Origin of the sequence: Bacillus cereus group sp. RP29 (assembly GCF_040459765.1) — a bacterium.
GTDB classification, from domain to species: Bacteria; Bacillota; Bacilli; order Bacillales; family Bacillaceae_G; genus Bacillus_A; species Bacillus_A paranthracis.
Genome location: NZ_JARVHN010000001.1, coordinates 3,866,124 through 3,891,516, shown reverse-complemented (window position 1 = coordinate 3,891,516; position 25,393 = coordinate 3,866,124). Strand labels below are relative to the sequence as shown.

Here is a 25,393-nt window from a genome sequence, read left to right as displayed (position 1 = left end):
GAAGCTGTCGGAATAAACTTCGACAGCTTCTTTTTTAATCGTGCATAAACATGTTTTGGATTGCTTCATGAGAAGTTGTATTCTCTAATGCAACTAATAATTTAATACGTGCTTTTTGAGCGTTTAAACCGTATGTGAATACAATACCCATATCTTTTAATTGTTTGCCGCCACCTTCATATGAATATACATCTTGAACGATCCCATTGAAACAGCGAGAAACTAATACGACAGGAATTCCTTTATTTATTAGCCGTTCTAGACTAGGAAGTGTTCTTGGAGGTAAATTACCTTGTCCAAGCGCTTCAATAACAATCCCGTCTACTGGAAGATTTTCAATTGCTGCTAACAATGTATCGTCCATACCAGCGTACGCTTTTAGAACGACTACATTTTTAGAAACCTTATTTACTGAATATGTTTCGTGATGTACTAAAGCATGGTGGAATACAACACCACGTTTTGTTACCATACCGATTGGTCCATACTGTGGACTTTGGAATGTTGCTACATTACTTGTATGTGTTTTCGTTACGTTTGTAGCGCAATGAATTTCGTCGTTTAATACGACTAAAACGCCTTTTTCGGCAGCTTCACTACTGCTAGCGACTTTTACAGCTGATAAGAAGTTATATAGACCATCAGCACCTAATTCATTGCTAGAGCGCATTGCGCCTGTTACAACGATCGGAATAGTTGCTTGTACTGTTAAATCTAAGAAATAGGCCGTTTCTTCTAATGTATCCGTACCATGCGTAATGACTACGCCATGAATGTTGTCTTGTTTTACTCTTTCATCAATGATGACTTGTAATTGTAACATTTCGCTCGGTGTCATATGAGGAGATGGTAGATGAAACACATCTTCAACGATTAAATCAACATCGCCTTCTAAATCAGGAATGAATTTTAAAAGAGGATTTTTTTCACCTGGTTGTACGACCCCAGTTTCTTTATCTTCCTCCATTGCAATTGTTCCACCTGTGTGTAAAACTAGGATTCTTTTCAATGCTTATACCCCTTTCAAGTAAAAAAATACATTTAGAACATAACATGTTTTGAGTAAATTCGACAATGGAAATGTATAAAAGTATGCCTCGAAAATGACAATAAAATGAAATGCTATATGTACGATGTATAAAATTACGAAACGAAATGTGCAAATACAGTATAGGAGGGAGCCATTACGTTGAAAAAGATGGAGAGAATGCTTATTCGTATATTAATAATACAATTCATTTGTCTTTCTGTTGTGCAATTGTTATTTATACATAAGTCATCAGTGAAATATTTATCTAAAATTGTTTATTATGAAGGTGTCATGGTAAAAAACAAAGCAGAAATCTTACAGGTGAATAGGTAGTTTTCATTTTCTTCTATGAAGGATTATGCTACAATAATTGAGGATTTAATGACGTGAAGCAAATGAGAAGAAGCAGGAGAATACCTGCTTTTCGTTTTGTTTTATAAGTGAAAAAATGAGGTGTTACAATGGATAAACGAATTTCAATTGCTATAGATGGTCCAGCAGCTGCTGGAAAAAGTACAGTTGCGAAAGTTGTAGCGAAGAAGCTTTCTTACGTTTATATTGATACAGGCGCAATGTATCGTACGATTACATACGCAGCCCTTGAGCAAAAAGTGGATATTGAAAATGAAGAGCAGTTAATGGAAGTTGTAAAAAATGTGAAAATCGAGTTTCAGCAAGGAGAAAATACACAACTTGTATTTTTAAATGGACAAGATGTTTCTGAAGTAATTCGTACACCTGAGGTAACGAATCGAGTATCGATTGTGGCGAAACATCGCCTTGTTCGTGAAGAAATGGTACGCCGTCAACAAGAGTTAGCGGAAAAAGGCGGCGTTGTAATGGATGGTCGTGATATTGGTACACATGTGTTACCAGATGCTGAAGTGAAGATCTTTATGCTTGCTTCTGTTGAAGAAAGAGCAGAAAGAAGACATTTAGAAAATATGAATAAAGGTTTCGATTCTAATTTAGAGCAATTAAAAGAAGAAATTGCTCAGCGTGATAAATTAGATTCAGAACGCGAAGTTTCTCCTCTAAAAAAAGCTGATGATGCATTGGAATTAGATACAACTTCTTTATCAATTGAAGAAGTTGTCCAAAAAATTATGGGTATTGTTTCGGGAGTGTTTGCGAAATAAAGAAAGGGGGGAGCCTCTTTCTTTTTTGTTTATATAAAAATGTAAAGGATACGTGAATTGTGAGTCTCTTTCCTTGACAAATGACTGGATTTATAAGAAGTTAGTTAAAGAGGAATAAAACTGTCAGAATATATTCGCTATTATATTTCAAAACATACTTTCTTCAACATGATTTTGCTGTATACTATTTATATAGGTTTAATATATTTTCTAGTGAAATGTATGAAGCTTACGTATGTGATGATAAATTCTTAAACATGCAAATGAAAACAATTGTTTTCATTTCGTATATACATAAAAAATGCTTTGTCAATTCTGTAGGGAGGTATTTCCATGGTAGAGAAAATGAATGAAGAAGTTATGGATTCAAAAGAATTACAAGTTGGTGACGTTGTTACAGGTACTGTAACGAAAGTTGAAGAGAAACAAGTGCTTGTAAATGTTGGATACAAAACAGATGGCGTAATTCCAATTAGTGAATTAGCTAACGTTCATATTGAAAAAGCAAGCGATGTTGTAGAATTAGATCAAACACTAGAATTAAAGGTTATTAAGTTAGAAGAGGATGATCTTGTATTATCTAAACGTGCTGTTGATGCAGAAAAAGCATGGGTAGAATTACAAGAGAAATTTACTTCTGGTCACGTATTTGATGTTACCGTAAAAGATATCGTGAATGGTGGATTAGTTGTGGACCTTGGTGTTCGTGGCTTTATACCAGCTTCACTTGTAGAAGTACATTATGTAGAAGATTTTACTGACTATAAAGGCAAAACATTAGCCGTGAAAATTGTTGAATTGGACCGTGAAAAAAATCGTGTAATCCTTTCGCATAAAGCGGTAGTAGAATTAGAACTAGATTCTAAGAAGAAAGAAGCAATTTCTTCATTAAAAGAAGGCGACGTTGTTGAAGGGACAGTACAACGACTAACGGATTTTGGTGCTTTCGTTAATGTTGGCGGTGTGGACGGTTTAGTTCATATTTCACAAATTTCACACGAACGTGTAGAGCAACCTTCTGAAGTATTAGAGCAAGGTCAAAAGGTAAAAGTAAAGGTATTATCTGTTGATGCTGACACACAACGTATTTCTTTATCAATTAAAGCAGCTCAACCGGGACCTTGGGAAAATGTTGGTGGCGAAGTAAAAGCTGGAGATATTCGTGAAGGAGTAGTAAAACGTCTTGTTACATTCGGTGCATTCGTTGAAATTTTACCGGGCGTTGAAGGTCTTGTGCATGTATCTCAAATTGCAAATCGTCACGTGAAAAATCCAAATGAAGTATTGGAAATGGGACAAGAAGTAAAAGTGAAAGTGCTTGAAGTGCATGTAGCAGAGAAACGTATTTCTTTAAGTATAAAAGAAGCGCTTGAGGAAAATAATGTAACTGAAGATTATAGTCAGTATGAACCGAATGCTGATTCTGCTACTTTCCAATTAAGTGACATTATTGGTGAACAACTGAAAAAATTAAAAAAATAAAGAGGGGTACAAGTGGTAAGGGCAAAACGTAAATTAGATCATATTGAATACGCTCTTTCTACTGGTCAGTCTCGTACGCATGGCTTTCATGATATTGATTTTGTGCATCAAAGCTTGCCAAATTCAAATTATGACACAATAACATGTGAAACAAAAATCGGCGAACTTTCACTAAGTTCGCCGATTTTTATCAATGCGATGACTGGTGGTGGAGGAGAGAAAACGTTACATATTAATGAGCAATTAGCATATGTAGCGAAACGTCATAACCTTGCTATGGCTGTAGGATCGCAAATGGCAGCGTTAAAAGATGAAAGTGAGGCTGCTTCTTATAAGATTATTAGAAAGGTAAATCCAAATGGTATTTTCTTTGCTAATTTAGGTAGTGAGGCAACTGTTGAACAGGCAGAGCGTGCTGTTGATATGGTTGAAGCGAATGCATTGCAAATTCATTTAAATGTCATACAAGAGTTAACGATGCCAGAAGGAGACCGTGACTTTACTGGTGTACTTCAGCGTATTGAGAAAATTGTTTTAAATAGTAAAGTTCCTGTCATTGTAAAAGAAGTTGGATTTGGGATGAGTAAGGAAACAATGCAACAGTTAGCGAGCGTAGGTGTAACGGCAATTGATATTGGCGGACAAGGTGGTACGAATTTTGCTGCTGTTGAAAATGAAAGAAGACAGCGAATGCTTTCTTATTTTAATAACTGGGGCATACAAACAGCTACCTCGATTATTGAAGCAACCTCTACAAATAATAACCTCTCTTTTATTGCATCTGGGGGTATACAAACAGCGCTTGACGTAGCGAAAGCAATCGCATTAGGGGCGAATACAACTGCTTTTGCTGGATACTTTTTACGCATTTTAATGCAAGATGGCATCGAGAAGTTAGTGGATGAAATTGATCTATTACATGCAGACTTGAAATTTATTATGACAGCTCTTGGCGCGAAGACGATAGAAGAGTTACAGTCTGTTCCTCTTGTTGTAAAGGGCGAAACGTATCATTGGTTAACGCAGCGTGGCATTGATACGACGCATTATAGTAGAAGATAAAAAATCGACCGTTTGGTTGATTTTTTTGTTTTCTATTCATTTTAGTAATATAAAGCGAGGGATGGAATTGATATTCTAGAAAAATGAAATAATTCCTATATATAAACAGTATCTTGTAAAATTTGCGACTGAGAAATGTAGATAATGTGCCATTGAATTATTGCAGAAGGTTTAATTTTTCTAAGAAAAATAGGTATGGATAAAAATAAAGTTTAGAAAGATTTGTATGTGAAATGTTATTTCAATATGAATAGAAATTATGAAGAAATATGTAAAAGACGGTTTCGTACAATATCGAAACCGTCTTTTTGTATTCATTAGTGCTGATTCTGTTTTCGAGCTTGCTCAGGTGTATCAAGTCCAGTTGCACCCGGATATTGTAGTGATTGGTCACGATCAGATTCAACGCGGCGAGATTCTCTTAGTTTTTTTTCTTGACGATCTTTACCCATAATGAATAGCACCTCCTTATTAAAAGTGTTGCTGTTATATGAAAAAACTATGCGCGAAGAAAGTGGATTAACTTTCATAAAAAGTTCCCATAATGGAAAACATAGGAGGTGAAATGATGGAAGGGAGTACTTTTTATTTTGTAGCTTGGATAGGGTGGATTGTCGTAACATTTTTTATGAAAAAGGACTCTATTCGGTGGAAGATAAGCGCCTGTATATTGATTTTTATTATTTGTTCTCCGTTACATGTAACGATTGCTTCATTCACGGTATCAGTAAATGCACTTTTACTTTCTGGTATAGCTTTTATAGGACTCACGCTCTATTCTATTTGGAAAAAATTATATAGCTTACTTTCGGCACTTATTATTGCAATGTTATATACAAGTTTTCATTTGTTAGAAGTATATGATCCAATTTGGATTGTGGTGGACAGGTTGTTTTTGTTAAGTAGTGCTCTTGTATATGCATCCGTTTTATTACATGAGGATCGCATATTACGACTATGTTCTCTTTATATAGGGATGTTACAGGGAGAATTGTTTGTGACGATTATTTTTCGGAAACTGCATTTTCCTTACGATTACGGTAGTTTAGCGTTTTTTGATATCGTTGCTGTTTCTACATTATTCATGGCAATTTTATTTTGGATTGCGAAAGTCTCCGTACACATGGAACAGTTTAAGAGGAAAACACGTAAAAGAAAGGCGAGGGTAATACATGATTGAATATACACCGGCCATTTTATGCGGCGTAATAGCAGGGACAGTAACGAGAGTGCTCATGCTTCGGACAGATACCCGGCAATATCCGACGAGGCTCCACGGGAAAATTATTCATATTGCGATGGGGTTAATTGCGGCGGCTTTAGGAGCGATTGCAATTCCGTCTATATTGAAAAAAGATTTTTCTGCCATTACGTTTCTTACGTTAGCAGCAACACAGTTTCGTGATGTGCGTAATATGGAAAGAAATACACTTCAACAATTAGATGGTTATGAGCTTGTACCACGTGGGAATACATATATTGAAGGAATTGCATTAGTTTTTGAAAGTCGCAACTATTTGGCGATGTTAACGTCGTTTGTAACGACGTTTGCTTATATAGGGTTCCGTTCATGGATTGCTGGAGTCGTTATGGCTATCATCGCATTTTTTATCGCGAAAACATTAATGTCTGGTAAGAGGTTGCATGATCTTGTTGATATCGAGCATGTTCCACTTCGTTTTGAAGGGGCGGGGCTATATATTGATAATATTTACATTATGAATATTGGATTGCCAGCAAGACAAGAGGAAATTATGAAATATGGAATGGGCTTTATTTTAAGACCGAAATCAATTGATGCGATGGTGACAATCTCAAACTTAGGGCAACGACAAGCTATTTTACATGATGTTTCTGTTGCTTTAGGGATTTATAGAGATTCTGGTACGCCGGCACTTGCGCCGCTAGCAAAGCGTGATTTAGAGGATGGCAGGGTTGGAATCTTTGTCTTACCACAAGATCAAGATGTGGAGAAAGCAATAGGTGTCATAGGGAACGTGCCGACGTTAGAAAGTGCTGTTCATATGTCATCGGAAGCCCCGAAAGGAAGGGGAGATAAGAGATGATGTTAGAAAGTGTAATTCTTGCAGTTATTACAACGACTCCGGAGAAATTTGCTGGTGGTGCCCCTCTGTTTACTTGTGAATCGACAGAGGAGTTAGAATTTGTTGCAAATAATTTAGAGGCAATTCTAGATGGCATTGCGCATCGCTTACAAGAGAATGTATATATTATTGTGAAACATTAGCAACGTGTGTTATAATGTGAGGTGTTTTGATACGCTGAGAAATATTCTGGAATGCAAATCCCTTCTTGCACAAAGAAGGGTTTTTTACATAATAAACAGAAGCAAGTTGAAAGGATGAAAGTATATGCCGAAACCAGTAATAGCAATAGTAGGCCGCCCGAACGTAGGGAAATCTACTATTTTCAATAGAATTGTTGGAGAGAGAGTTTCAATTGTAGAAGATATTCCAGGTGTAACGCGCGATCGTATTTATAGCGCTGGAGAATGGTTAAATCATGAATTTAACATTATTGATACAGGTGGAATTGATATTGGAGACGAGCCATTTTTGACACAAATTCGTCAACAAGCTGAAGTGGCAATTGATGAAGCGGATGTTATCATTTTTATGACAAATGGTCGTGACGGTGTAACAGCAGCTGATGAAGAAGTTGCGAAAATATTATATCGTTCAAATAAACCGGTTGTACTTGCAGTAAATAAAGTGGACAATCCGGAAATGCGCAGTGACATTTATGATTTCTATGCATTAGGATTTGGTGAGCCATTCCCAATTTCAGGTACACACGGATTAGGATTAGGTGACTTATTAGACGAAGCTGCACAGCATTTTCCAAAGATTGAAGAAGACGGATATGATGAAGATACAATTCGTTTCTCTTTAATTGGACGTCCAAACGTAGGGAAATCATCACTTGTAAATGCTCTTCTTGGTCAAGAGCGTGTAATTGTTAGTAATGTAGCAGGAACAACTCGTGATGCTGTCGATACACCATATAGTAAAGATGGAAAAGATTATGTAATTATCGATACAGCTGGTATGCGTAAAAAAGGGAAAGTGTATGAAAGTACAGAAAAGTATAGTGTACTTCGTGCACTAAGAGCGATTGAACGTTCTGACGTTGTTTTAGTCGTTTTAGACGGTGAAGAAGGAATTATTGAACAAGATAAAAAAATCGCTGGATACGCTCATGATTCAGGGCGAGCTGTCGTGATCGTTGTAAACAAATGGGACGCAGTGAAAAAAGACGAGAAAACAATGAAAGCATTTGAAGAAAACATCCGTGCTCATTTCCAATTTTTAGAGTACGCACCGATTGTATTCTTATCTGCAAAAACGAGAAAACGTACACAAACGTTAATACCGGTTATTGATGAGGTAAATGAAAGCCATAGTATCCGTATTCAAACGAACGTATTAAATGATGTAATTATGGATGCGGTAGCGATGAATCCAACGCCAACGCATAATGGTAGTCGTCTGAAGATTTTCTATGCAACACAAGTTGCGGTAAAACCACCAACATTTGTTGTGTTTGTAAACGATCCAGAACTATTGCACTTCTCATATGAGCGCTTCTTAAAGAATCGTTTACGTGAATCATTCGGCTTTGTAGGAACACCGATTCACATTATCGCTAGAGCAAGAGACTAATGGAGAGGATGTGATTTTATGACAAAAATCACAGTAGTTGGAGCAGGTAGCTGGGGAACAGCGTTAGCGATGGTATTAGCTGACAATGGGCATGATGTACGTATTTGGGGAAATCGTTCTGAGCTTATGGATGAGATTAATACAAAACATGAGAATAGTCGATATCTCCCAGGAATTACATTGCCAAGCACAATCGTAGCCTACTCTTCTTTAGAAGAAGCATTAGTAGATGTAAATGTAGTACTTCTTGTAGTACCAACGAAAGCGTATAGAGAAGTACTGCAAGATATGAAGAAATATGTAGCGGGCCCGACTACTTGGATTCATGCAAGTAAAGGAATTGAACCTGGTACGTCAAAACGTATTTCGGAAGTGATTGAGGAAGAAATTCCAGAGGACTTGATTAAAGATGTTGTTGTACTGTCTGGACCGAGTCATGCTGAAGAAGTAGGGTTGCGTCAAGCGACAACTGTTACGTCTGCAGCAAAGCGTATGGAAGCGGCTGAGGAAGTACAAGATTTGTTTATGAATAGTTACTTCCGTGTATACACAAATCCAGATATCGTTGGAGTTGAACTTGGTGGTGCGTTAAAAAATATTATCGCATTAGCTGCTGGGATAACTGATGGTCTTGGATTAGGTGATAATGCGAAAGCGGCATTAATGACGCGTGGTTTAACGGAGATTGCTCGTTTAGGAAGAAAAATGGGTGGAAATCCGTTAACGTTTGCTGGACTAACTGGTATGGGTGACTTAATTGTAACTTGTACAAGTGTTCATAGCCGAAATTGGCGTGCTGGAAATATGCTTGGAAAAGGACACTCTTTAGAAGAAGTGTTAGAAAGTATGGGTATGGTTGTCGAAGGTGTAAGAACAACGAAAGCTGCTCATGAATTGGCAGAAAAAATGGAAGTAGAAATGCCGATTACAGCTGCTTTATATGATGTGCTATTCAATGGGAATAATGTAAAAGATGCAGTAGGCTCATTAATGGGGCGTGTTCGAAAACACGAAGTGGAAGCTATACCTGACTTACTTTAAAGAAAAGCGACAGAAGTACATTTGTACTTCTGTCGCTTTTTATTTTTTGGGTCTTTTCACCATTTTTTTATTTTTGCATAGGATGAAGAGTAACTTGAGGAGAGGGTGAAAAGAATGGATAACAACATTTTTAATAACATTGAAAAAGAAGCGAAAGTGAATAAAGAAGATATTTTTAAATTAGCATCATCGGTACAAAATGCGAATTTACGTGATGAGACTGTACTTCGTCAATTGATTCATCAAGTGGCTCTTATGGCAGGACGTGAAGTGCCGAAAGAACAAGAGGATCAAATTGTAAAAGCGATTATTAACAATAATATGCCGACAGATTTTGGCTCGTTAAGCAAAATGTTTAAAAAATAAAATATGAGAAACAAAGAGTTTGTAAATTGCATATGATAGCCATGAAAGTATGGGAATAGAGCTGTTTTGGGCATATTTGGTCAACCGAAGCGAGAGATATGCTCGCTTCGGTTTTATTTTTATCTAGACTGGTGGAAAATGCTAAAAAACCTATTGATTAAAACTACATATTCTCGATTTGTAGTAAAATGTTCTTTTTTGTATTTGTTTAAAGATTTTAATTTGTTAAAATAGTATAAAAATAGATTGATAAAAAGGGGTGTGTATATGTCGGAAGGGCTTATAAAAATGTGGTTTGCTTTAGGGGCAATTGGATTTATGTTTTTTGCAGTAAGTTTTATTTTACTAAGCAGATATAAAATAAAGAATAAAGTTTTGAAAGGGATTACAGCATTGGTAGCGTACACCCTCATGATTGTGTCAGGAATTGTTATTTTTCTTGTTGTATTTAGTGGTCCTGTACAGCAGTAAAGGGCATGGTACGGAGCGAGTTATATTAGTATGAAAAGGTGATTACTAGTGAAAAAAGTCCATATTATTTTAATATTTTGTTGTATGAGCATTTTAACAGGGTGTCTGTATCCAAAAGAAAATATGAAACAAAATGCTGTTCCTTATGAAGATCAGCTACAAGTCGTTCAAAAAGCTGTTGCGACATTTAAGGAGCAAAATGACGGGATATTGCCAATTAAGACGCGGGATATGAATACGCCTATTTATCAAAAATACCCAATCGATTTTCAAAAGATTTCTCCGCGTTACATACAAGAAGCACCAGGGAATGCCTATGAAAGCGGGGGAGTATATCAATACGTATTAATAGACGTTGAAACAAACCCAACAGTAAAATTAATTGATGTGAGGATGGCTGAACAAATTCAGCAATTATCATTAAAGCTGAGGATGTATCGAGATGAACATCAATATCCACCATTTAAAAAGGTAATTTCAGATGGTGTGTATGAATTAGATTTCAAAAAACTTGGATATAAAGATGTACCGCAAGTGACAAGTCCATATTCTGGTAAAGGCCTTCCTTTTGTAATTAATGAGAAGGGAGAAATTTATGTTGATTATAGAATCGACTTATATGAAGCGTTGAAAAAAAATGAAGGGCAATTTAAGGAGGGGGAAGATATTCGAAATATACTTTCGAAAGATTCTCCGTTTGTACCTGCGTATTCTTTACCGTATACGGTAAAGAGTGGAGAACCAATTTTTTTAAAATCATAAGTCATGAACCTTTCTTTTAGTGAATAAGTTCTAGAAGAAAGGTTTTTTATGTTACACAACTTGCGATGCAAACAAAAGGTATTTTTTTAATAGTCATATGAAATTGGACAAAATTATATGATATATTGTCCGAACTTCTAGAATACCATTATATTATATCAGATATTATAGGCAACGTTAGAGAAGGTATTAGTTGACTATAAACGTGGAATTATTCCCAAAAATATTGAGGGAGGGAATCACTTGGAAAAGGTAGATATTTTTAAAGATATTGCGGAACGCACAGGCGGTGATATTTATTTTGGAGTTGTAGGAGCTGTTCGAACAGGGAAATCAACATTCATTAAAAAATTTATGGAACTTGTAGTTATTCCTAATATTGAAAATGAGTCTGACCGTCAAAGAGCGCAGGATGAACTACCTCAAAGTGCTGCTGGCCGTACAATTATGACGACGGAACCGAAATTTGTTCCAAACCAAGCGGTTTCTATCGAAGTAGATGAAGGTCTTGAAGTGAATATTCGATTAGTAGATTGCGTCGGATATACTGTTCCAGGAGCGAAAGGTTATGAAGATGAGAATGGCCCGCGCATGATTAATACTCCTTGGTATGAAGAACCTATTCCATTCCATGAAGCTGCAGAAATCGGAACACGTAAAGTAATTCAAGAACATTCAACAATTGGTGTTGTAATTACAACAGATGGAACGATTGGTGAAATTCCAAGAAGAGATTATATAGAGGCAGAAGAACGCGTCGTAAATGAGCTAAAAGAAGTCGGAAAACCTTTCATTATGATCATTAACACTGTACAGCCGTATCATCCAGATACAGAGCAATTGCGCCAAAGCTTATCTGAAGAATATGATATCCCAGTCATTGCCATGAGTGTTGAAAGTTTAAGAGAAACAGATGTATACAATGTACTTCGAGAGGCGTTATTCGAGTTCCCTGTTTTAGAAGTGAATGTGAACCTTCCGAGCTGGGTAATGGTGCTAAATGAAGGGCATTGGTTACGCCAAAGTTATCAAGAAGCCGTTCAAGAGACTGTGAAGGATATAAAACGTCTTCGTGATGTAGACCGTGTCGTATGGCAGTTTAGTCAGTATGAATTTATTGATCGAGCGAGCCTAGCTGGCATTGATATGGGGCAAGGCGTAGCAGAGATTGATTTATATGCACCAGATGAATTATATGATCAAATTTTAAAAGAAGTAGTAGGAGTAGAAATTCGAGGGAAAGATCATTTATTGAAGCTTATGCTCGATTTATCTCATGCGAAAATAGAATACGATCAAGTGGCGGATGCTCTGCGTATGGTCAAACAAACAGGATATGGTGTAGCGGCGCCTGCGTTAGCTGACATGAGTTTAGATGAACCAGAAATTATTCGTCACGGTTCAAGATTTGGTGTGAAATTAAAAGCTGTAGCTCCATCTATTCATATGATTAAAGTAGATGTGGAGTCTACGTTTGAGCCAATCATTGGTACGGAAAAACAAAGTGAAGAACTAGTTCGTTACTTAATGCAAGATTTTGAAGATGATCCATTATCAATTTGGAATTCTGATATATTTGGACGTTCACTGAGTTCTATTGTTCGGGAAGGCATTCAAGCGAAACTATCTTTAATGCCAGAAAATGCGAGATATAAATTAAAAGAAACGCTAGAAAGAATTATTAATGAAGGATCTGGCGGATTAATTGCGATTATATTATAAGAAAAAATCCCTCTCATCGTAGAGGGATTTTTTAATTTTCGCATATAGAATAGGAAAATAAACAGCTATTATCTAATATATTGTTGTAAATTGTCAAGTTTCATCAGATTTTCACATTTTAAGAGTAACAATTTCCTTAAAAATATTGAATTATAAAGGAGAATCGTATAATATAGGCGTTGATAATGATTTATCTACATCTTTGTAGTATAGAATTTGCAAAAATTGCCTACAAATGAAAGTAAGACTCATTTTATGATCATTATACAGTCTTATCTTTGGGAGGAGGTGAATGGCATGAACAAGACAGATTTAATCAATGCTGTTGCAGAAGCAAGTTCCCTTTCTAAAAAGGACGCAACAAAAGCAGTAGACGCTGTTTTTGATTCTATCTTAGAAGCTTTAAAACAAGGTGATAAAGTACAACTGATCGGATTCGGTAACTTCGAAGTTCGTGAGCGTGCGGCTCGTAAAGGTCGTAACCCACAAACAGGTGAGGAGATTGAAATCGCTGCAAGTAAAGTACCTGCATTCAAACCTGGTAAAGCGTTAAAAGATGCGGTTAAATAATCCTTACATATTAACAGGGAAGAAGAGTTTCCTTTTTGGAAACTCTTCTTTTTGCTTTTAAAAACATAAATATGCTAGAATGTGTTCGTATCACTTTTAGGTTTTCGGGAGGGCTAGCGGATGGCAAAAGTTAATTTAGAACAAATTGAACATGCAGTACGCCTTATTTTAGAGGCAATTGGAGATGATCCTAATCGAGAGGGAGTACTTGATACACCAAAGCGTGTTGCAAAAATGTACGCAGAAGTGTTCTCAGGTATGCATGAAGATCCGAAAGAACATTTACACAAAGTGTTCGGAGAAGATCATGAGGAGCTTGTACTAGTAAAAGATATACCGTTTTATTCGATGTGTGAGCATCATTTAGTTCCATTCTATGGAGTTGCTCACGTTGCATATATTCCGCAAGGCGGAAAAGTGACAGGGTTAAGTAAATTAGCTCGTACTGTAGATACAATTGCACGTCGTCCACAACTGCAAGAACGTATTACATCAACGGTAGCGAACTCTATTATGGAAGTACTAGAGCCGCATGGTGTAATGGTAGTAGTAGAAGCGGAACATATGTGTATGACGATGCGCGGTGTGAAAAAGCCAGGTGCAAAAACAGTAACAACAGCAGTACGTGGTGTGCTAGAAAATGATGCTGCAGCACGTAGTGAAATTTTATCTTTTATTAAAACGAAGTAAAGAAAAGTGGGAAACTGCTTTTCTTTTTTTTTTTTTGTAAATAAATGATATAGTTTTAGCGAGGCAGAGTGAGAATAGAAAGATTACTTAAAAGAATAGAAGATGTTATGTAGTTCGGTAGAAGTTTGGAAAGAGTAGCCAAGTTTTGGTTATAGAAAATAGAGTGTATGTGTTATAATAAGTTTTATGAATTAGAAAATAAGGGTGATTTTTGTGTGTGACATCTACGGAGGGTATGCGGGTATAAGAGAGAAATTGATGGTGAAATTACGCCATCCTTATTTTATAAACTATATTGAAGAACCATTTATTGATGAAGAGAAAATCGCATTGTTATATGGTGCTTTAAAAGGTGCAAATTTACATATAGAACAAATTGAGCATTATGTAGTGACGATTATGCTTGTGCAAATTGCGCTTGATACACATGAAAGAGTATCAAATAAAGCAGGGGAAGAAGCGAATGAATCGCATAAGCGTCGCCAGTTAACAGTGCTTGCTGGTGATTACTATAGCGGGTTATATTATTACTTATTGTCTATGAATCGTGATATTGTTTTAATTCGTGCGCTTGCTGAAGGAATTAAAGAAATTAATGAACACAAAATAATGTTATATCAAAAAGCGCATAAAACGGTGGATGACATAATGGAGAGTGTAGTAATGATTGAGTCTGCACTGTTGCAAAAAACATGTGATCATTTTCATTTAGCGCATTGGAAGCCGTTTATAACATATGTACTAGGGAAAAATCGTCTCCAAAAAGAATGTGAACTACATGTTAATAAACAACATTCACCTGTTTTTCAAGCTGTTCAAGGGATTGTGAACGATAAAGCAGATGCAGAAACAGTTATGAATGGATGGATGATGAAACTTAGGAAGAAAGAAAATCAATTTTTAGAAAATCACACAGATATAAGCGAAATAAACTCTGTGTTAAGAGATACATCGAAGACATAAGCAATTTTACATTGGAAGAAGGTACGAGCATGCAACAATCAAAAGAAGAAAGAGTACATGATGTATTTGAGAAAATCTCTGATAAATACGATGTGATGAATTCTGTAATTAGTTTTCAAAGACATAAAGCGTGGCGCAAAGAGACGATGCGCATTATGGATGTAAAACCAGGTAGTAAAGCGCTTGATGTATGTTGCGGAACAGCGGACTGGACAATTGCGCTAGCTGGAGCGGTGGGTGAACAGGGCAAGGTTGTTGGTTTAGACTTCAGCGAAAATATGTTATCTGTTGGTAAGCAAAAGGTAGAGGCGTTACAATTAAAACAAGTAGAACTTCTGCACGGGAATGCAATGGAACTTCCATTTGAAGATAACACGTTTGATTATGTAACGATTGGATTTGGTTTACGTAATGTACCGGATTATATGCACGTATTAAAAGAAATGACGCGTGTAGTAAAACCAGGTGGAAAAGTAATTTGTTTAGAAACATCTCAACCAACAATGATTGGTTTTCGACAAGGTTATATTTTATACTTTAAATATATCATGCCGTTATTTGGAAAGTTATTTGCGAAAAGTTATAAAGAATATTCATGGCTACAAGAATCTGCTAGTACATTCCCAGGTATGAAAGAATTGGCTAATATGTTCGAAAAAGCTGGACTTGAACGTGTGCAAGTGAAGCCATTTACTTTTGGGGTAGCAGCGATGCATTTAGGCATGAAACCAGAATCAAAATAGAAAAAAGAAGTTTTAGGTTAAGGTGAACAATATGAAGTTACAACTTATGTACTCTTTTTTACGATCGGATATTAATGTGATAGAAAAAGAATTAAAAAAGACAGTTGCTTCTGAACAGCCATTAGTAGAAGAGGCGGCATTACAACTTATTGAAGCTGGTGGGAAGCGAATTCGTCCTGTATTTGTGTTGCTTGCGGGGAAATTTGGAGATTATAAGTTAGATGCAATTAAGCATGTAGCTGTTGCGTTAGAACTTATTCATATGGCTTCTCTTGTTCACGATGATGTTATTGATGCTGCGTTTTTACGACGTGGTAGTGCAACTGTGAATGCGAAATGGGGAGATCGTATTGCAATGTATACAGGGGACTATTTATTCGCTAAGTCTCTTGAATGTATAACGAATATTGAAATTCCAGAGGCGCATCAGGCGCTATCGCATACCATTTTAGAAGTTTGTAAAGGTGAAATCGAACAAATTAAAGATAAGTATAACTATGACCAAAATTTAAGAACATATTTAAGAAGAATAAAGCGAAAAACCGCTTTATTAATTGCTGCAAGTTGCCAACTAGGAGCGATTGCTGCTGGCGCTAATCGTGATACGGTAAGCCGTCTGTTTTGGTATGGCTATTTCGTAGGGATGTCGTATCAAATTATTGATGACATTTTAGACTTCGTTTCTACAGAAGAGAAACTTGGAAAACCTGCTGGGGGCGATTTATTGCAAGGAAACATTACGCTTCCTGCCTTATATGCTATGGAAGATCCAATCCTTTGTAAGAAAATCAGATCTGTACATGAAAATACAACAGCGGACGAAATGAAAGAAATTATTGAAGCTGTAAAGAATAGTGCTGCTATTGATAAAGCATTTGCGTTTAGTGAACGTTATTTACATAAAGCATTAGAAATGATAAAACCACTCCCACGTGGACAAGCAAAGTATGCATTACAAAATGTAGCAAAGTATATTGGAAAACGAAAATTTTAGTGTTTTTTCTAAAAAATAAAATAATCTCTCTATTTCAAAACTATTGCACAATTGTGATAAGGGTGTTAATATGTGTGTGGGGATATACAATTACATACATAATTCAGAAGTGGAGAGATTTTTTATGGAAAAAACATTTCTAATGGTTAAACCAGACGGTGTACAACGTGCCTTCATTGGGGAAATTGTAGCTCGTTTTGAGAAGAAGGGCTTTCAATTAGTTGGTGCAAAATTAATGCAAGTCACTCCAGAAATCGCTGGACAACACTATGCTGAGCACACAGAAAAACCTTTCTTTGGTGAATTAGTAGACTTTATTACATCTGGTCCTGTATTCACAATGGTATGGCAAGGTGAAGGTGTAGTAGATACAGCTCGTAACATGATGGGTAAAACAAGACCACATGAAGCAGCTCCTGGAACAATTCGTGGAGATTTCGGTGTAACTGTTGCAAAAAACATTATCCATGGTTCTGATTCGTTAGAAAGTGCAGAGCGCGAGATTGGTATTTTCTTTAAGGAAGAAGAATTAGTTGACTACTCAAAATTAATGAATGAATGGATTTACTAATTATTTTGAAATAATTTGTAAACGCTTTAATCACTGTGATAATAGTAGAAAGTGCAAGGAGAATAGGGGTATTCTTCTTGCACTTTTTTTATTTCTATTAGTTACGAAGTTAGAGCTGTTATGATATATTGATATGTAAAGTAAAGGCCTATCGGAGAATAAGCGAATGGCTGATGTATGAATAACTCTTTCATATTTTTAGAGTAATGAAAGATAAAATTATTGCTTAATATAGCGAGATAAATACATATACGAAAAGAGGAATAACGTATGCGATATATTACAGCTGGTGAATCTCATGGTCCACAACTTACAACGATTATAGAAGGTGTTCCAGCCGGACTACCATTAGTAGCGGATGATATAAATGAAGAGTTAGCTAGAAGGCAAAAGGGATATGGGCGTGGTAGACGCATGCAAATTGAAACAGATCAAGTGCAAATTGTAAGTGGTGTTAGACATGGAGAGACATTAGGTTCTCCAATTGCACTTGTTGTTGAAAACCGTGATTTTGCACATTGGACAAAAATTATGGGTGCAGAGCCGTTAACGGAACAAGAAGAAAAAGAAATGAAAAGGAAAGTAACAAAACCAAGACCTGGACATGCTGATTTAAATGGTGCGATTAAATATGGTCATAGAGATATGAGAAATGTACTGGAACGCTCTTCGGCACGCGAAACGACAGTACGTGTTGCTGCTGGTGCGGTTGCAAAAAAAGTGTTAGCGGAACTTGGTATTGCAGTAGCAGGCCATGTAATTGAAATTGGAGGTGTACAGGCTAAAGAGACTACGTATCGTTCAATTGAAGAATTAAAAAGTATTACAGAAGCATCACCTGTACGCTGTTTAGATGAAGAAGCTGGTAATCAAATGATAAAAGCAATTGATGATGCGAAATCAAATGGTGATTCAATCGGTGGCATCGTGGAAGTAATTGTGGAAGGAATGCCAATTGGAGTAGGCAGCTATGTGCACTATGATCGAAAACTAGATGCAAAATTAGCAGCCGCAATAATGAGCATTAATGCCTTTAAAGGGGTCGAGATTGGAATTGGTTTTGAAGCAGCACATAGACCGGGTAGCGAAGTTCATGATGAAATTTTGTGGGATGAAGAGCATGGATATACAAGAAGAACAAATAACGCGGGTGGTTTAGAAGGCGGTATGACGACTGGAATGCCAATTGTTGTGCGCGGAGTGATGAAACCGATACCTACACTATATAAACCTCTTCAAAGTGTCGATATTGATACGAAAGAGCCTTTTACAGCAAGTATTGAACGTTCAGATAGTTGTGCTGTTCCAGCAGCTAGTGTCGTTGCGGAAGCGGTTGTAGCTTGGGAATTAGCGACAGCTTTAATAGAACAATTTGGATTAGATCGTATGGACCTTATTCGTGAAAATATTGAGAAACATAATGAATATGCGAGGGGATTTTAATGGAAAACATACATATTCAAACGAAATCAAAAGAATATGATGTACATGTAGGAAAAGAATCGTTGTCACATTTGACAACAATCGTTCAAAACATGCAGCCATCTGTATCAAACATTATGATTATTTCAGATGAGGCTGTTGCACCTTTACATTTACAGACAGTTGTAGATGCGTTGCAAATAGATCAAAAAGTATTTTCATTCGTTGTACCGAGTGGTGAAAAAGAGAAGTCCTTTGAAAATTTCTATGCGGCTCATACGTCAGCTCTTGAAAATAAATTAGATAGAAATTCTTTAATTATCGCACTTGGAGGCGGGATGATTGGAGATTTAGCTGGTTTTGTTGCTGCGTCGTTTATGCGTGGAATTCGCTTTGTTCAAGTTCCCACTACTTTATTAGCTCACGATAGCGCGGTAGGTGGGAAAGTAGCAATCAATCATCCGTTAGGTAAAAATATGATAGGTGCATTCCATCAACCAGAAGCAGTTGTATATCATACGCCGTTTTTACAGTCTCTTCCTGAAAAAGAGTGGCGCTCAGGTTATGCAGAAGTGATAAAACATGCTCTAATTGGTGATGTAAAGCTATATTATTGGCTAAAAGAAGAAGTGCAAACATTAGCAGATCTTCGTGATGAGAAATTAATCCACATATTAACGAAGGCGATTCCTGTAAAGGCAAACATTGTAGCGCAAGATGAAACAGAAAAAGGCGTACGTGCACATTTAAACTTTGGACATACGTTAGGCCATGCTCTAGAAAAAGAACTAGGATATGGAAATATTACTCACGGTGACGGAGTAGCGGTTGGAATGTTATTTGCTATATTCTTAAGTGAACAAGTGTATAAGGTAAATCTTGCTTATGAAGAGATGAAGCAGTGGTTCTTGAAGTACGGCTATCCAAAAATGCCAAGTGATTTAAGTGTAGAACGCCTCGTCGGGTTGATGAAACAAGATAAGAAAGCGAATGCAGGAACAATTCATATGGTACTTATGCAGGAATATGGGGTAGTGAATGTCGTATCTATTCCTGATGAGACTGTTCATATTGCGTTAGAGGCATTTCAAAAGGATATGGGTATAAGAAGTAGATAACAGCTATGGAGAGCCTATTTAGAAGCATTTTCGTAATAGTGACAGTTATGATAAACGATTATAGTAAGGGAGTATAACCGTATTGTAATCGAATTGAATAAAACGACTGGGGGAAGAAAAATGAGAGTGAAAGAGCAATTGTTAACTTTGAGAGCATATGTACCTGGGAAAAATATTGAAGAAGTAAAAAGGGAATATGGATTATCAAAAATTGTGAAATTAGCATCGAACGAAAATCCATTCGGTTGCTCAGCACGCGTAACAGAAGCATTAACTTCTTTAGCGAGTCAATACGCTCTTTATCCAGATGGACATGCCTTTGAACTTCGGACACAAGTAGCAAAACATTTAGGTGTTAAAGCGGAACAACTGTTATTTGGTAGTGGATTAGATGAAGTTATTCAAATGATTAGTCGTGCGTTACTACACGAAGGAACAAATGTTGTAATGGCGAATCCAACATTCTCACAATACCATCACCATGCTGTTATTGAAGGAGCAGAAGTTCGTGAAGTACCACTTAAAGATGGCGTTCACGATTTAGATGCGATGTTACAGCAAGTAGATGATCAAACGAAGATTGTATGGATTTGTAACCCGAATAATCCGACAGGTACATATGTAGAAAAACAAAAATTACTTTCATTTTTAGAATCAGTTCCTAAGTCAGCGCTTGTTATTATGGACGAAGCATATTATGAATATGCGGGAGCAGAAGACTATCCGCAAACATTACCACTTCTTGAAAAGTATGAAAATCTTATGGTATTGCGTACGTTTTCAAAAGCATATGGTTTAGCTGCTTTCCGTATCGGATATGCAGTTGGTAATACGGAGTTAATCGGGCAGCTAGAAGTAGCGAGGTTACCGTTTAATACATCGACTGTAGCGCAATCTGTAGCACTTGCTGCATTAGAAGATCAAGCATTTTTACAAGAATGTGTGAAAAAGAATGAAGAAGGATTACATCAATATTACGCATTTTGTAAGGAATATAACGTATTCTATTATCCATCTCAAACAAATTTCATTTTCTTAAAACTCGGTATTCCTGGTAATGAAGCTTTTGAACGATTAATGAAAAAAGGATATATTGTTCGTTCTGGTGCTGCATTTGGTATCGATGATGGCATTCGTATTACTGTCGGTTTGAAAGAAGAAAATGATGAAATTATAGAGTTACTGAAAGAACTTGTAAATGAGCAAGTACAGAAAGAGGAAACATATTCTTAAGAGATTGTGAAGGCTCCTATTAGAGGAGTCTTTTTTATCGCATTAAAAAAGTTGAAGTTTAGTAATTAAGTTGTTCTGTAAATCAAGATTGGTATGGCTCGATAATTAGTGGGAGAAGTTATTTGCACGGTCATAAAAGAAAGCGGTACAATAGAAGAAGGTAAGAAGGTAAGAAGGTAAGAAGGTAAGAAGGTAAGAAGGTAAGAAGGTAAGAAGGTAAGAAGGTATCATATCCGAACCTTTTGAACAATTAACTACTCTGTAAGAAGAAGCATGCTCATTCTAAAGGTTGCGTTCTAACAATGAGTTGCTTATGATAAAGTGAAACTTTAATCAGTGGGGGGATGTTTATCCCCCGCTGATTATTAGCCCACACCAATCGGGCTTTTACGGACAGTTGCCCCCAAAACTAACTTCTTTGCCCTAGCTGAATTTTGAGGTGGGGTCTTACTGCCCGTTAATAGCGGGGTAAATGAACAGAAAAGAATATTTTTTAGAATTAAAGGAGACGTTTATGCAAAAGTTTGAACAAGCTGTTTCATATATTGAAAATGGTGAAGCGGAAAAAGGATTACAATTATTAAAAGAGCAATTAAAAATTGCGAATGATGAAGAGAAGTATGATATTGCTCGCTATTATCATACTCTTGGATTTACGGATGAAGCGTTATCTATTACAGAAGATTTGCGTTTATTGTATCCAGAGGAAAGTGAATTCACTGTATTTTTAGCAGAATTATATATTGATCTAGATAAAGAAGATGAAGCGATTGAAGTACTTCATGATATTCCGGAAAATGATGATTTATATGTTCAATCGTTATTACTTGTAGCGGATTTATTCCAAATGCAAGGTTTCGATGATGTAGCAGAACAAAAACTATTAAAGGCGAAAGAAATGATGCCTGACGAGCCTGTCATTACGTTTGGATTAGCAGAGTTATATAGTAGTAAAGGTGAAGAACAAAAGGCAATCACTTATTATGAGTCGCTATTAGCGGAACATAAAGTAATGGGTGGTGTTGTCATTGCCTTACGCCTTGGAGAAACGTTAAGTGCGATTGGAAATTGGGAAGAGGCGATTTCTTACTACGAAGCAGGTTTAGAAGAACAAAAAGATATTCACTCATTGTTTGGATATGCCTTCACATTATACCAAGGTGAAGAATACCAAAGAGCAATTGGTGCTTGGCAAGAACTGAAAGAATTAGATCCTGAGTATGCATCCCTTTACATGTATTTAGCGAAAAGCTATGAAAAAGAAGGAATGCTTCAAGAAAGCTATGAAACACTTCATGAAGGAATTAAAGTAGATGAACTTTCTGTACCATTCTATGTAGAATTAGCGAACATTGCAGCGAAATTAGGGAAAATAGCGGAAGCAGAGGAAGTGCTTCAAAAAGCGCTTGAGTTAGATCCAGGACATTTAGGTGCAACATTAAAATATGCGTACATCTTAAAGGAACAAGAAAAGTATGAAGAGCTAATTGCCGTTGTAGAGCGTGCTATCGATAGCGGAGAACCAGATACACAACTACTTTGGGATCTTGCGTTTGCAAAAAAACAATTAGAAATGTATTCGGATGCATTAAAACACTATGAAAGTGCATATACTTCTTTTAAGAATCATCCAGACTTCTTGGAAGAGTACGGTTATTTCTTATTGGAAGAAGGTATGCGAAAAGAGGCGAAAGAAGTATTTACTCAGTTAATACAACTAGACCCGACACAAATTCATATTGAAGAATTGTTATATAATTTAGAGGATTTTTCATAAGTTGGAAGGAAACTGAATACCGCTTCTTGAATCTAAAAAGAAAAGAGAAAGACAGAGGAGGGACTTAATTGCTATGAATACCCCTGTTTCTGTAAACGAGAAGAAGGATTTTGTAAAATGGTTTTTGAATAATTACCAACTGAAACAGCGTGAATGTGTATGGATTTTGAATTATTTAATGAGTCACGACCAATTGATGCATAAAGTCCACTTCGTAGAGCATGCAAAATATTGTCCGCGTGGCTTAGTAATGTCCGCGAATTGTGTAAAAGACACACCGTTTCACTTTTTTAAACAAAATGTTATGACAACAGATGCTGAAAAATCGTTTCATGATATTCGTTTAAATCGAGATGAGGATATTTATATTCAACTCAATTTTAAATCATCGTTTCAAAATGCCAATTACGTAGCTGTATTAGAAGAAAACCCATATTTACCAAAGCACATTGAAGTAAATGAAAAAGATCGTTTACTTGCAGAAAGGTTTTTAGAAGAAAGTGTATTTTCTTTTAGAAGAGAACGTCTTTTGAAACAAATTGATGAAGCGCTGGATAAGCAAGATAAGGAAGCGTTTCATAGGTTGACAGCGGAGTTAAAGATGTTATAGAATTCATTTGGATCCATAAAATTTTACAAATTTCAGACTTTTTCAAGAAAAACTACCTTAATATAGGTAGTTTTTCTTTTTTTACCTCTTTTAGTATGGTTTAATATATATAAAGTGAAAGTTCTGTCATTTATAGATGGGGGAGGGAAGACATTTGAAATGGATTGTAAAAGATGTGGAACAGTTTGAGCAAGCAAGAGAATATGTAGATACGGGTGTTATACCACTTTTATCAATTTCAGCAGCGAAAGAAATGAAAATGGTAGTAGAACAAGGGGAATTTATCGAATTGTTGAGTATGGAGCTAGAAAGAGAATATAAAGGAAGAGTGCTTTTATTACCTGCATTTACGTATCTAGTAGAAAGTCAAAAAAACGAAAAAGGTCGTTTGCAAGAATGGACAAATCATTTGAAAAAGCAAGGTTTTAAGCATATTGCTTATGTTACAAGTGATTTTTCATGGAAAGAAGATATGCAAGAATTGCAGGGAGATTTATTTTGGTTTCCTTCATTAGCGTTAGAACAATTTAGTGATCAAGCGAAAAGAGAAGTGATTCATGCACATATAAAAAATATAATGGTAATGTTAGAAGAAAAATGGGGAAAATAATAATAAACAGAAAGTTCTTATTATTATGAGTAGTATGATATTGACCTGTGCATGAGCGTATTATATCATGATAGTGTCCTAGTTTTTATTTTTTATATAATTTATCACGAGGGGACAATTTCTGATAGAGGGGGGAAATTTTCGTGAGCGAGAAAGAACATCGTGTGTCAAGAAGACAGTTTTTAAATTACACCCTTACAGGGGTAGGAGGCTTTATGGCAGCGGGTATTTTAATGCCGATGACGCGATTTGCGCTTGATCCGGTGTTAAGAAAAGAAGCGGGAACGGATATGGTTGCTGTTGCACAAGTAAAGGATATTACAACAGAGCCGAAACGTTTCGACTTTAAGGTGAAGCAGGTTGATGGTTGGTACAAGTCCGAAGAGCCAAAATCAGCTTGGGTTCATAAAGATGAAAGCGGAGACATTGTTGCGTTCTCTCCAGTATGTAAACATTTAGGATGTACAGTGAACTGGAATTCGGACAAAGCACATCCGAATCAATTCTTTTGTCCATGTCACGGGGGCCGTTACACAAAAGACGGGATAAACATTAAAGGCACGCCGCCCCTTGCTCCACTTGATGTATACGAATCTAAAGTGAAAGATGGAACGCTGTACTTAGGAAAAGCGAAGCCAAGAGGGGGTGCAAAGTAGATGCTAAATAAAATTTATGATTGGGTAGATGAAAGGTTAGATATTACACCAATATGGCGTGATATCGCTGATCATGAAGTACCTGAACATGTAAACCCGGCACATCACTTTTCTGCATTCGTTTATTGCTTTGGCGGACTTACCTTTTTCGTTACTGTAATTCAAATTTTATCTGGAATGTTTTTGACGATGTATTATGTGCCTGATATTAAAAATGCTTGGGAATCGGTTTATTATTTGCAAAATGAAGTTGCATATGGGCAAATTGTTCGTGGTATGCACCACTGGGGTGCTAGTCTCGTCATTGTAATGATGTTTTTACATACACTTAGAGTTTTCTTCCAGGGTGCGTATAAAAAGCCTCGTGAGCTAAACTGGATTGTTGGTGTTCTTATTTTCTTTGTTATGTTAGGTCTTGGTTTTACCGGATATTTATTACCGTGGGATATGAAAGCGTTATTTGCTACGAAAGTAGGGATTCAAATTGCAGAGCAAACGCCGCTCATTGGTCCTTACATTAAAACATTACTCGCTGGTCATTCCGAAATTGTTGGCGCTCAAACATTAACTCGCTTCTTTGCTATTCACGTCTTCTTCTTACCAGCAGCACTTCTAGGTTTAATGGCCTTCCACTTCATCATGATTCGCAAACAAGGTATTTCCGGTCCACTATAAGAG

Annotated in this window: 29 protein-coding genes; 27 read left to right on the top strand and 2 right to left on the bottom strand. The window is 36.5% G+C overall.

Going from position 1 to position 25,393, the window contains the following annotated elements; all coding sequences use genetic code 11:
- Positions 1–34 precede the first annotated feature (34 nt).
- Complete coding sequence (gene ansA / locus QCI47_RS20570) at positions 35–1,009, bottom strand: asparaginase (RefSeq protein WP_000822020.1); 975 nt, start codon at positions 1,007–1,009, stop codon at positions 35–37.
- Positions 1,010–1,189: 180 nt separating this feature from the next.
- Here ansA and QCI47_RS20565 point away from each other — a divergent pair, with 180 nt between their 5' ends.
- The 4 genes from QCI47_RS20565 to QCI47_RS20550 all read left to right on the top strand — a co-directional run bounded on the left by QCI47_RS20565 (position 1,190) and on the right by QCI47_RS20550 (position 4,713).
- On the top strand, positions 1,190–1,363 hold the full coding sequence (locus QCI47_RS20565) for a YpfB family protein (protein ID WP_000738061.1): 174 nt from the start codon (positions 1,190–1,192) through the stop codon (positions 1,361–1,363).
- 128 nt (positions 1,364–1,491) lie between these two features.
- Entirely contained in the window at positions 1,492–2,169 is a 678-nt protein-coding gene (gene cmk, locus QCI47_RS20560) for a (d)CMP kinase (protein WP_000361264.1), read from the top strand.
- A gap of 333 nt (positions 2,170–2,502) precedes the next feature.
- Positions 2,503–3,651, top strand: coding sequence for a 30S ribosomal protein S1 (gene rpsA, locus QCI47_RS20555; protein ID WP_000229577.1), 1,149 nt, complete (start codon positions 2,503–2,505; stop codon positions 3,649–3,651).
- Positions 3,652–3,663: 12 nt separating this feature from the next.
- Entirely contained in the window at positions 3,664–4,713 is a 1,050-nt protein-coding gene (locus tag QCI47_RS20550; protein WP_000251042.1) for a type 2 isopentenyl-diphosphate Delta-isomerase, read from the top strand.
- Between the two features lie 317 nt (positions 4,714–5,030).
- Here QCI47_RS20550 and QCI47_RS20545 read toward each other — a convergent pair whose 3' ends face one another.
- On the bottom strand, positions 5,031–5,165 hold the full coding sequence (locus QCI47_RS20545; protein ID WP_000513898.1) for a YpzI family protein: 135 nt from the start codon (positions 5,163–5,165) through the stop codon (positions 5,031–5,033).
- Between the two features lie 116 nt (positions 5,166–5,281).
- Between QCI47_RS20545 and QCI47_RS20540 the strand changes: the two genes are divergently transcribed.
- The 23 genes from QCI47_RS20540 to qcrB all read left to right on the top strand — a co-directional run bounded on the left by QCI47_RS20540 (position 5,282) and on the right by qcrB (position 25,390).
- Positions 5,282–5,893, top strand: a complete 612-nt coding sequence (locus QCI47_RS20540; protein WP_000399224.1) for a YphA family membrane protein — start codon at positions 5,282–5,284, stop codon at positions 5,891–5,893.
- Positions 5,886–6,779: a YIEGIA family protein gene (locus QCI47_RS20535; protein WP_000575282.1), complete on the top strand. Its 894-nt coding sequence runs from the start codon at positions 5,886–5,888 to the stop codon at positions 6,777–6,779. The genes QCI47_RS20540 and QCI47_RS20535 overlap by 8 nt, the downstream gene beginning before the upstream one ends.
- Positions 6,776–6,961: a capping complex subunit for YIEGIA gene (locus QCI47_RS20530; protein WP_000979054.1), complete on the top strand. Its 186-nt coding sequence runs from the start codon at positions 6,776–6,778 to the stop codon at positions 6,959–6,961. Before QCI47_RS20535 ends, QCI47_RS20530 begins: the two co-directional genes overlap by 4 nt.
- A gap of 124 nt (positions 6,962–7,085) precedes the next feature.
- Positions 7,086–8,396 (top strand): ribosome biogenesis GTPase Der, encoded by a 1,311-nt coding sequence (gene der / locus QCI47_RS20525; RefSeq protein ID WP_001125893.1) that lies wholly within the window; start codon positions 7,086–7,088, stop codon positions 8,394–8,396.
- An 18-nt stretch (positions 8,397–8,414) separates the two neighbouring features.
- Positions 8,415–9,437: an NAD(P)H-dependent glycerol-3-phosphate dehydrogenase gene (locus QCI47_RS20520; RefSeq protein WP_000161776.1), complete on the top strand. Its 1,023-nt coding sequence runs from the start codon at positions 8,415–8,417 to the stop codon at positions 9,435–9,437.
- Positions 9,438–9,551: 114 nt separating this feature from the next.
- Positions 9,552–9,803, top strand: a complete 252-nt coding sequence (locus QCI47_RS20515) for a stage VI sporulation protein F (protein WP_000369754.1) — start codon at positions 9,552–9,554, stop codon at positions 9,801–9,803.
- Positions 9,804–10,070: 267 nt separating this feature from the next.
- Positions 10,071–10,274 (top strand): DUF2768 domain-containing protein, encoded by a 204-nt coding sequence (locus QCI47_RS20510; RefSeq protein WP_001288998.1) that lies wholly within the window; start codon positions 10,071–10,073, stop codon positions 10,272–10,274.
- A gap of 48 nt (positions 10,275–10,322) precedes the next feature.
- Positions 10,323–11,036: a hypothetical protein gene (locus QCI47_RS20505; protein ID WP_000755470.1), complete on the top strand. Its 714-nt coding sequence runs from the start codon at positions 10,323–10,325 to the stop codon at positions 11,034–11,036.
- A gap of 243 nt (positions 11,037–11,279) precedes the next feature.
- Positions 11,280–12,758, top strand: coding sequence for a stage IV sporulation protein A (gene spoIVA / locus QCI47_RS20500; RefSeq protein WP_000416519.1), 1,479 nt, complete (start codon positions 11,280–11,282; stop codon positions 12,756–12,758).
- A gap of 297 nt (positions 12,759–13,055) precedes the next feature.
- Positions 13,056–13,328 carry an HU family DNA-binding protein gene (locus QCI47_RS20495; protein ID WP_001043860.1) on the top strand — a complete coding sequence of 91 codons (273 nt, stop codon included), beginning with the start codon at positions 13,056–13,058 and terminating at the stop codon, positions 13,326–13,328.
- A 120-nt stretch (positions 13,329–13,448) separates the two neighbouring features.
- Complete coding sequence (gene folE, locus QCI47_RS20490) at positions 13,449–14,018, top strand: GTP cyclohydrolase I FolE (RefSeq protein ID WP_001151482.1); 570 nt, start codon at positions 13,449–13,451, stop codon at positions 14,016–14,018.
- Between the two features lie 213 nt (positions 14,019–14,231).
- Positions 14,232–14,981, top strand: coding sequence for a heptaprenyl diphosphate synthase component 1 (locus tag QCI47_RS20485; protein WP_002163716.1), 750 nt, complete (start codon positions 14,232–14,234; stop codon positions 14,979–14,981).
- A 29-nt stretch (positions 14,982–15,010) separates the two neighbouring features.
- Positions 15,011–15,724 (top strand): 2-heptaprenyl-1,4-naphthoquinone methyltransferase, encoded by a 714-nt coding sequence (gene menG, locus QCI47_RS20480; RefSeq protein ID WP_001187667.1) that lies wholly within the window; start codon positions 15,011–15,013, stop codon positions 15,722–15,724.
- A gap of 31 nt (positions 15,725–15,755) precedes the next feature.
- Positions 15,756–16,718 (top strand): heptaprenyl diphosphate synthase component II, encoded by a 963-nt coding sequence (gene hepT / locus QCI47_RS20475; RefSeq protein WP_000776082.1) that lies wholly within the window; start codon positions 15,756–15,758, stop codon positions 16,716–16,718.
- 124 nt (positions 16,719–16,842) lie between these two features.
- Entirely contained in the window at positions 16,843–17,289 is a 447-nt protein-coding gene (gene ndk / locus QCI47_RS20470; RefSeq protein ID WP_353811939.1) for a nucleoside-diphosphate kinase, read from the top strand.
- Positions 17,290–17,559: 270 nt separating this feature from the next.
- Positions 17,560–18,732 carry a chorismate synthase gene (aroC, locus tag QCI47_RS20465; protein WP_001269362.1) on the top strand — a complete coding sequence of 391 codons (1,173 nt, stop codon included), beginning with the start codon at positions 17,560–17,562 and terminating at the stop codon, positions 18,730–18,732.
- Positions 18,732–19,829, top strand: coding sequence for a 3-dehydroquinate synthase (gene aroB, locus QCI47_RS20460; protein ID WP_000427695.1), 1,098 nt, complete (start codon positions 18,732–18,734; stop codon positions 19,827–19,829). The genes aroC and aroB overlap by 1 nt, the downstream gene beginning before the upstream one ends.
- A 120-nt stretch (positions 19,830–19,949) precedes the next feature.
- Entirely contained in the window at positions 19,950–21,062 is a 1,113-nt protein-coding gene (gene hisC, locus QCI47_RS20455; protein ID WP_001264009.1) for a histidinol-phosphate transaminase, read from the top strand.
- Positions 21,063–21,576: 514 nt separating this feature from the next.
- On the top strand, positions 21,577–22,839 hold the full coding sequence (locus QCI47_RS20450; protein WP_001168679.1) for a tetratricopeptide repeat protein: 1,263 nt from the start codon (positions 21,577–21,579) through the stop codon (positions 22,837–22,839).
- A gap of 73 nt (positions 22,840–22,912) precedes the next feature.
- Complete coding sequence (locus QCI47_RS20445; RefSeq protein ID WP_001095923.1) at positions 22,913–23,449, top strand: ReoY family proteolytic degradation factor; 537 nt, start codon at positions 22,913–22,915, stop codon at positions 23,447–23,449.
- 154 nt (positions 23,450–23,603) lie between these two features.
- Complete coding sequence (locus QCI47_RS20440) at positions 23,604–24,059, top strand: YpiF family protein (RefSeq protein ID WP_000871307.1); 456 nt, start codon at positions 23,604–23,606, stop codon at positions 24,057–24,059.
- Positions 24,060–24,202: 143 nt separating this feature from the next.
- Positions 24,203–24,715, top strand: coding sequence for a menaquinol-cytochrome c reductase iron-sulfur subunit (gene qcrA, locus QCI47_RS20435; protein ID WP_001290418.1), 513 nt, complete (start codon positions 24,203–24,205; stop codon positions 24,713–24,715).
- A complete protein-coding gene (qcrB, locus tag QCI47_RS20430; protein ID WP_000932700.1) occupies positions 24,716–25,390 on the top strand; it encodes a menaquinol-cytochrome c reductase cytochrome b subunit in 675 nt (224 codons plus the stop codon).
- Positions 25,391–25,393: the final 3 nt, after the last annotated feature.

Excerpts from the sequence above, each read along its gene's own strand:
- QCI47_RS20530 (WP_000979054.1), top strand. The coding sequence starts at position 6,776 with ATGATGTTAGAAAGTGTAATTCTTGCAGTTATTACAACGACTCCGGAG.
- QCI47_RS20445 (WP_001095923.1), top strand. The coding sequence starts at position 22,913 with ATGAATACCCCTGTTTCTGTAAACGAGAAGAAGGATTTTGTAAAATGG.
- aroB (WP_000427695.1), top strand. The coding sequence starts at position 18,732 with ATGGAAAACATACATATTCAAACGAAATCAAAAGAATATGATGTACAT.
- aroC (WP_001269362.1), top strand. The coding sequence starts at position 17,560 with ATGCGATATATTACAGCTGGTGAATCTCATGGTCCACAACTTACAACG.
- rpsA (WP_000229577.1), top strand. The coding sequence starts at position 2,503 with ATGGTAGAGAAAATGAATGAAGAAGTTATGGATTCAAAAGAATTACAA.
- qcrB (WP_000932700.1), top strand. The coding sequence starts at position 24,716 with ATGCTAAATAAAATTTATGATTGGGTAGATGAAAGGTTAGATATTACA.
- der (WP_001125893.1), top strand. The coding sequence starts at position 7,086 with ATGCCGAAACCAGTAATAGCAATAGTAGGCCGCCCGAACGTAGGGAAA.
- QCI47_RS20540 (WP_000399224.1), top strand. The coding sequence starts at position 5,282 with ATGGAAGGGAGTACTTTTTATTTTGTAGCTTGGATAGGGTGGATTGTC.
- QCI47_RS20545 (WP_000513898.1), bottom strand. The coding sequence starts at position 5,165 with ATGGGTAAAGATCGTCAAGAAAAAAAACTAAGAGAATCTCGCCGCGTT.
- QCI47_RS20535 (WP_000575282.1), top strand. The coding sequence starts at position 5,886 with ATGATTGAATATACACCGGCCATTTTATGCGGCGTAATAGCAGGGACA.
- QCI47_RS20520 (WP_000161776.1), top strand. The coding sequence starts at position 8,415 with ATGACAAAAATCACAGTAGTTGGAGCAGGTAGCTGGGGAACAGCGTTA.
- menG (WP_001187667.1), top strand. The coding sequence starts at position 15,011 with ATGCAACAATCAAAAGAAGAAAGAGTACATGATGTATTTGAGAAAATC.
- folE (WP_001151482.1), top strand. The coding sequence starts at position 13,449 with ATGGCAAAAGTTAATTTAGAACAAATTGAACATGCAGTACGCCTTATT.
- hisC (WP_001264009.1), top strand. The coding sequence starts at position 19,950 with ATGAGAGTGAAAGAGCAATTGTTAACTTTGAGAGCATATGTACCTGGG.
- hepT (WP_000776082.1), top strand. The coding sequence starts at position 15,756 with ATGAAGTTACAACTTATGTACTCTTTTTTACGATCGGATATTAATGTG.
- QCI47_RS20515 (WP_000369754.1), top strand. The coding sequence starts at position 9,552 with ATGGATAACAACATTTTTAATAACATTGAAAAAGAAGCGAAAGTGAAT.
- ndk (WP_353811939.1), top strand. The coding sequence starts at position 16,843 with ATGGAAAAAACATTTCTAATGGTTAAACCAGACGGTGTACAACGTGCC.
- QCI47_RS20450 (WP_001168679.1), top strand. The coding sequence starts at position 21,577 with ATGCAAAAGTTTGAACAAGCTGTTTCATATATTGAAAATGGTGAAGCG.
- QCI47_RS20495 (WP_001043860.1), top strand. The coding sequence starts at position 13,056 with ATGAACAAGACAGATTTAATCAATGCTGTTGCAGAAGCAAGTTCCCTT.
- QCI47_RS20510 (WP_001288998.1), top strand. The coding sequence starts at position 10,071 with ATGTCGGAAGGGCTTATAAAAATGTGGTTTGCTTTAGGGGCAATTGGA.
- cmk (WP_000361264.1), top strand. The coding sequence starts at position 1,492 with ATGGATAAACGAATTTCAATTGCTATAGATGGTCCAGCAGCTGCTGGA.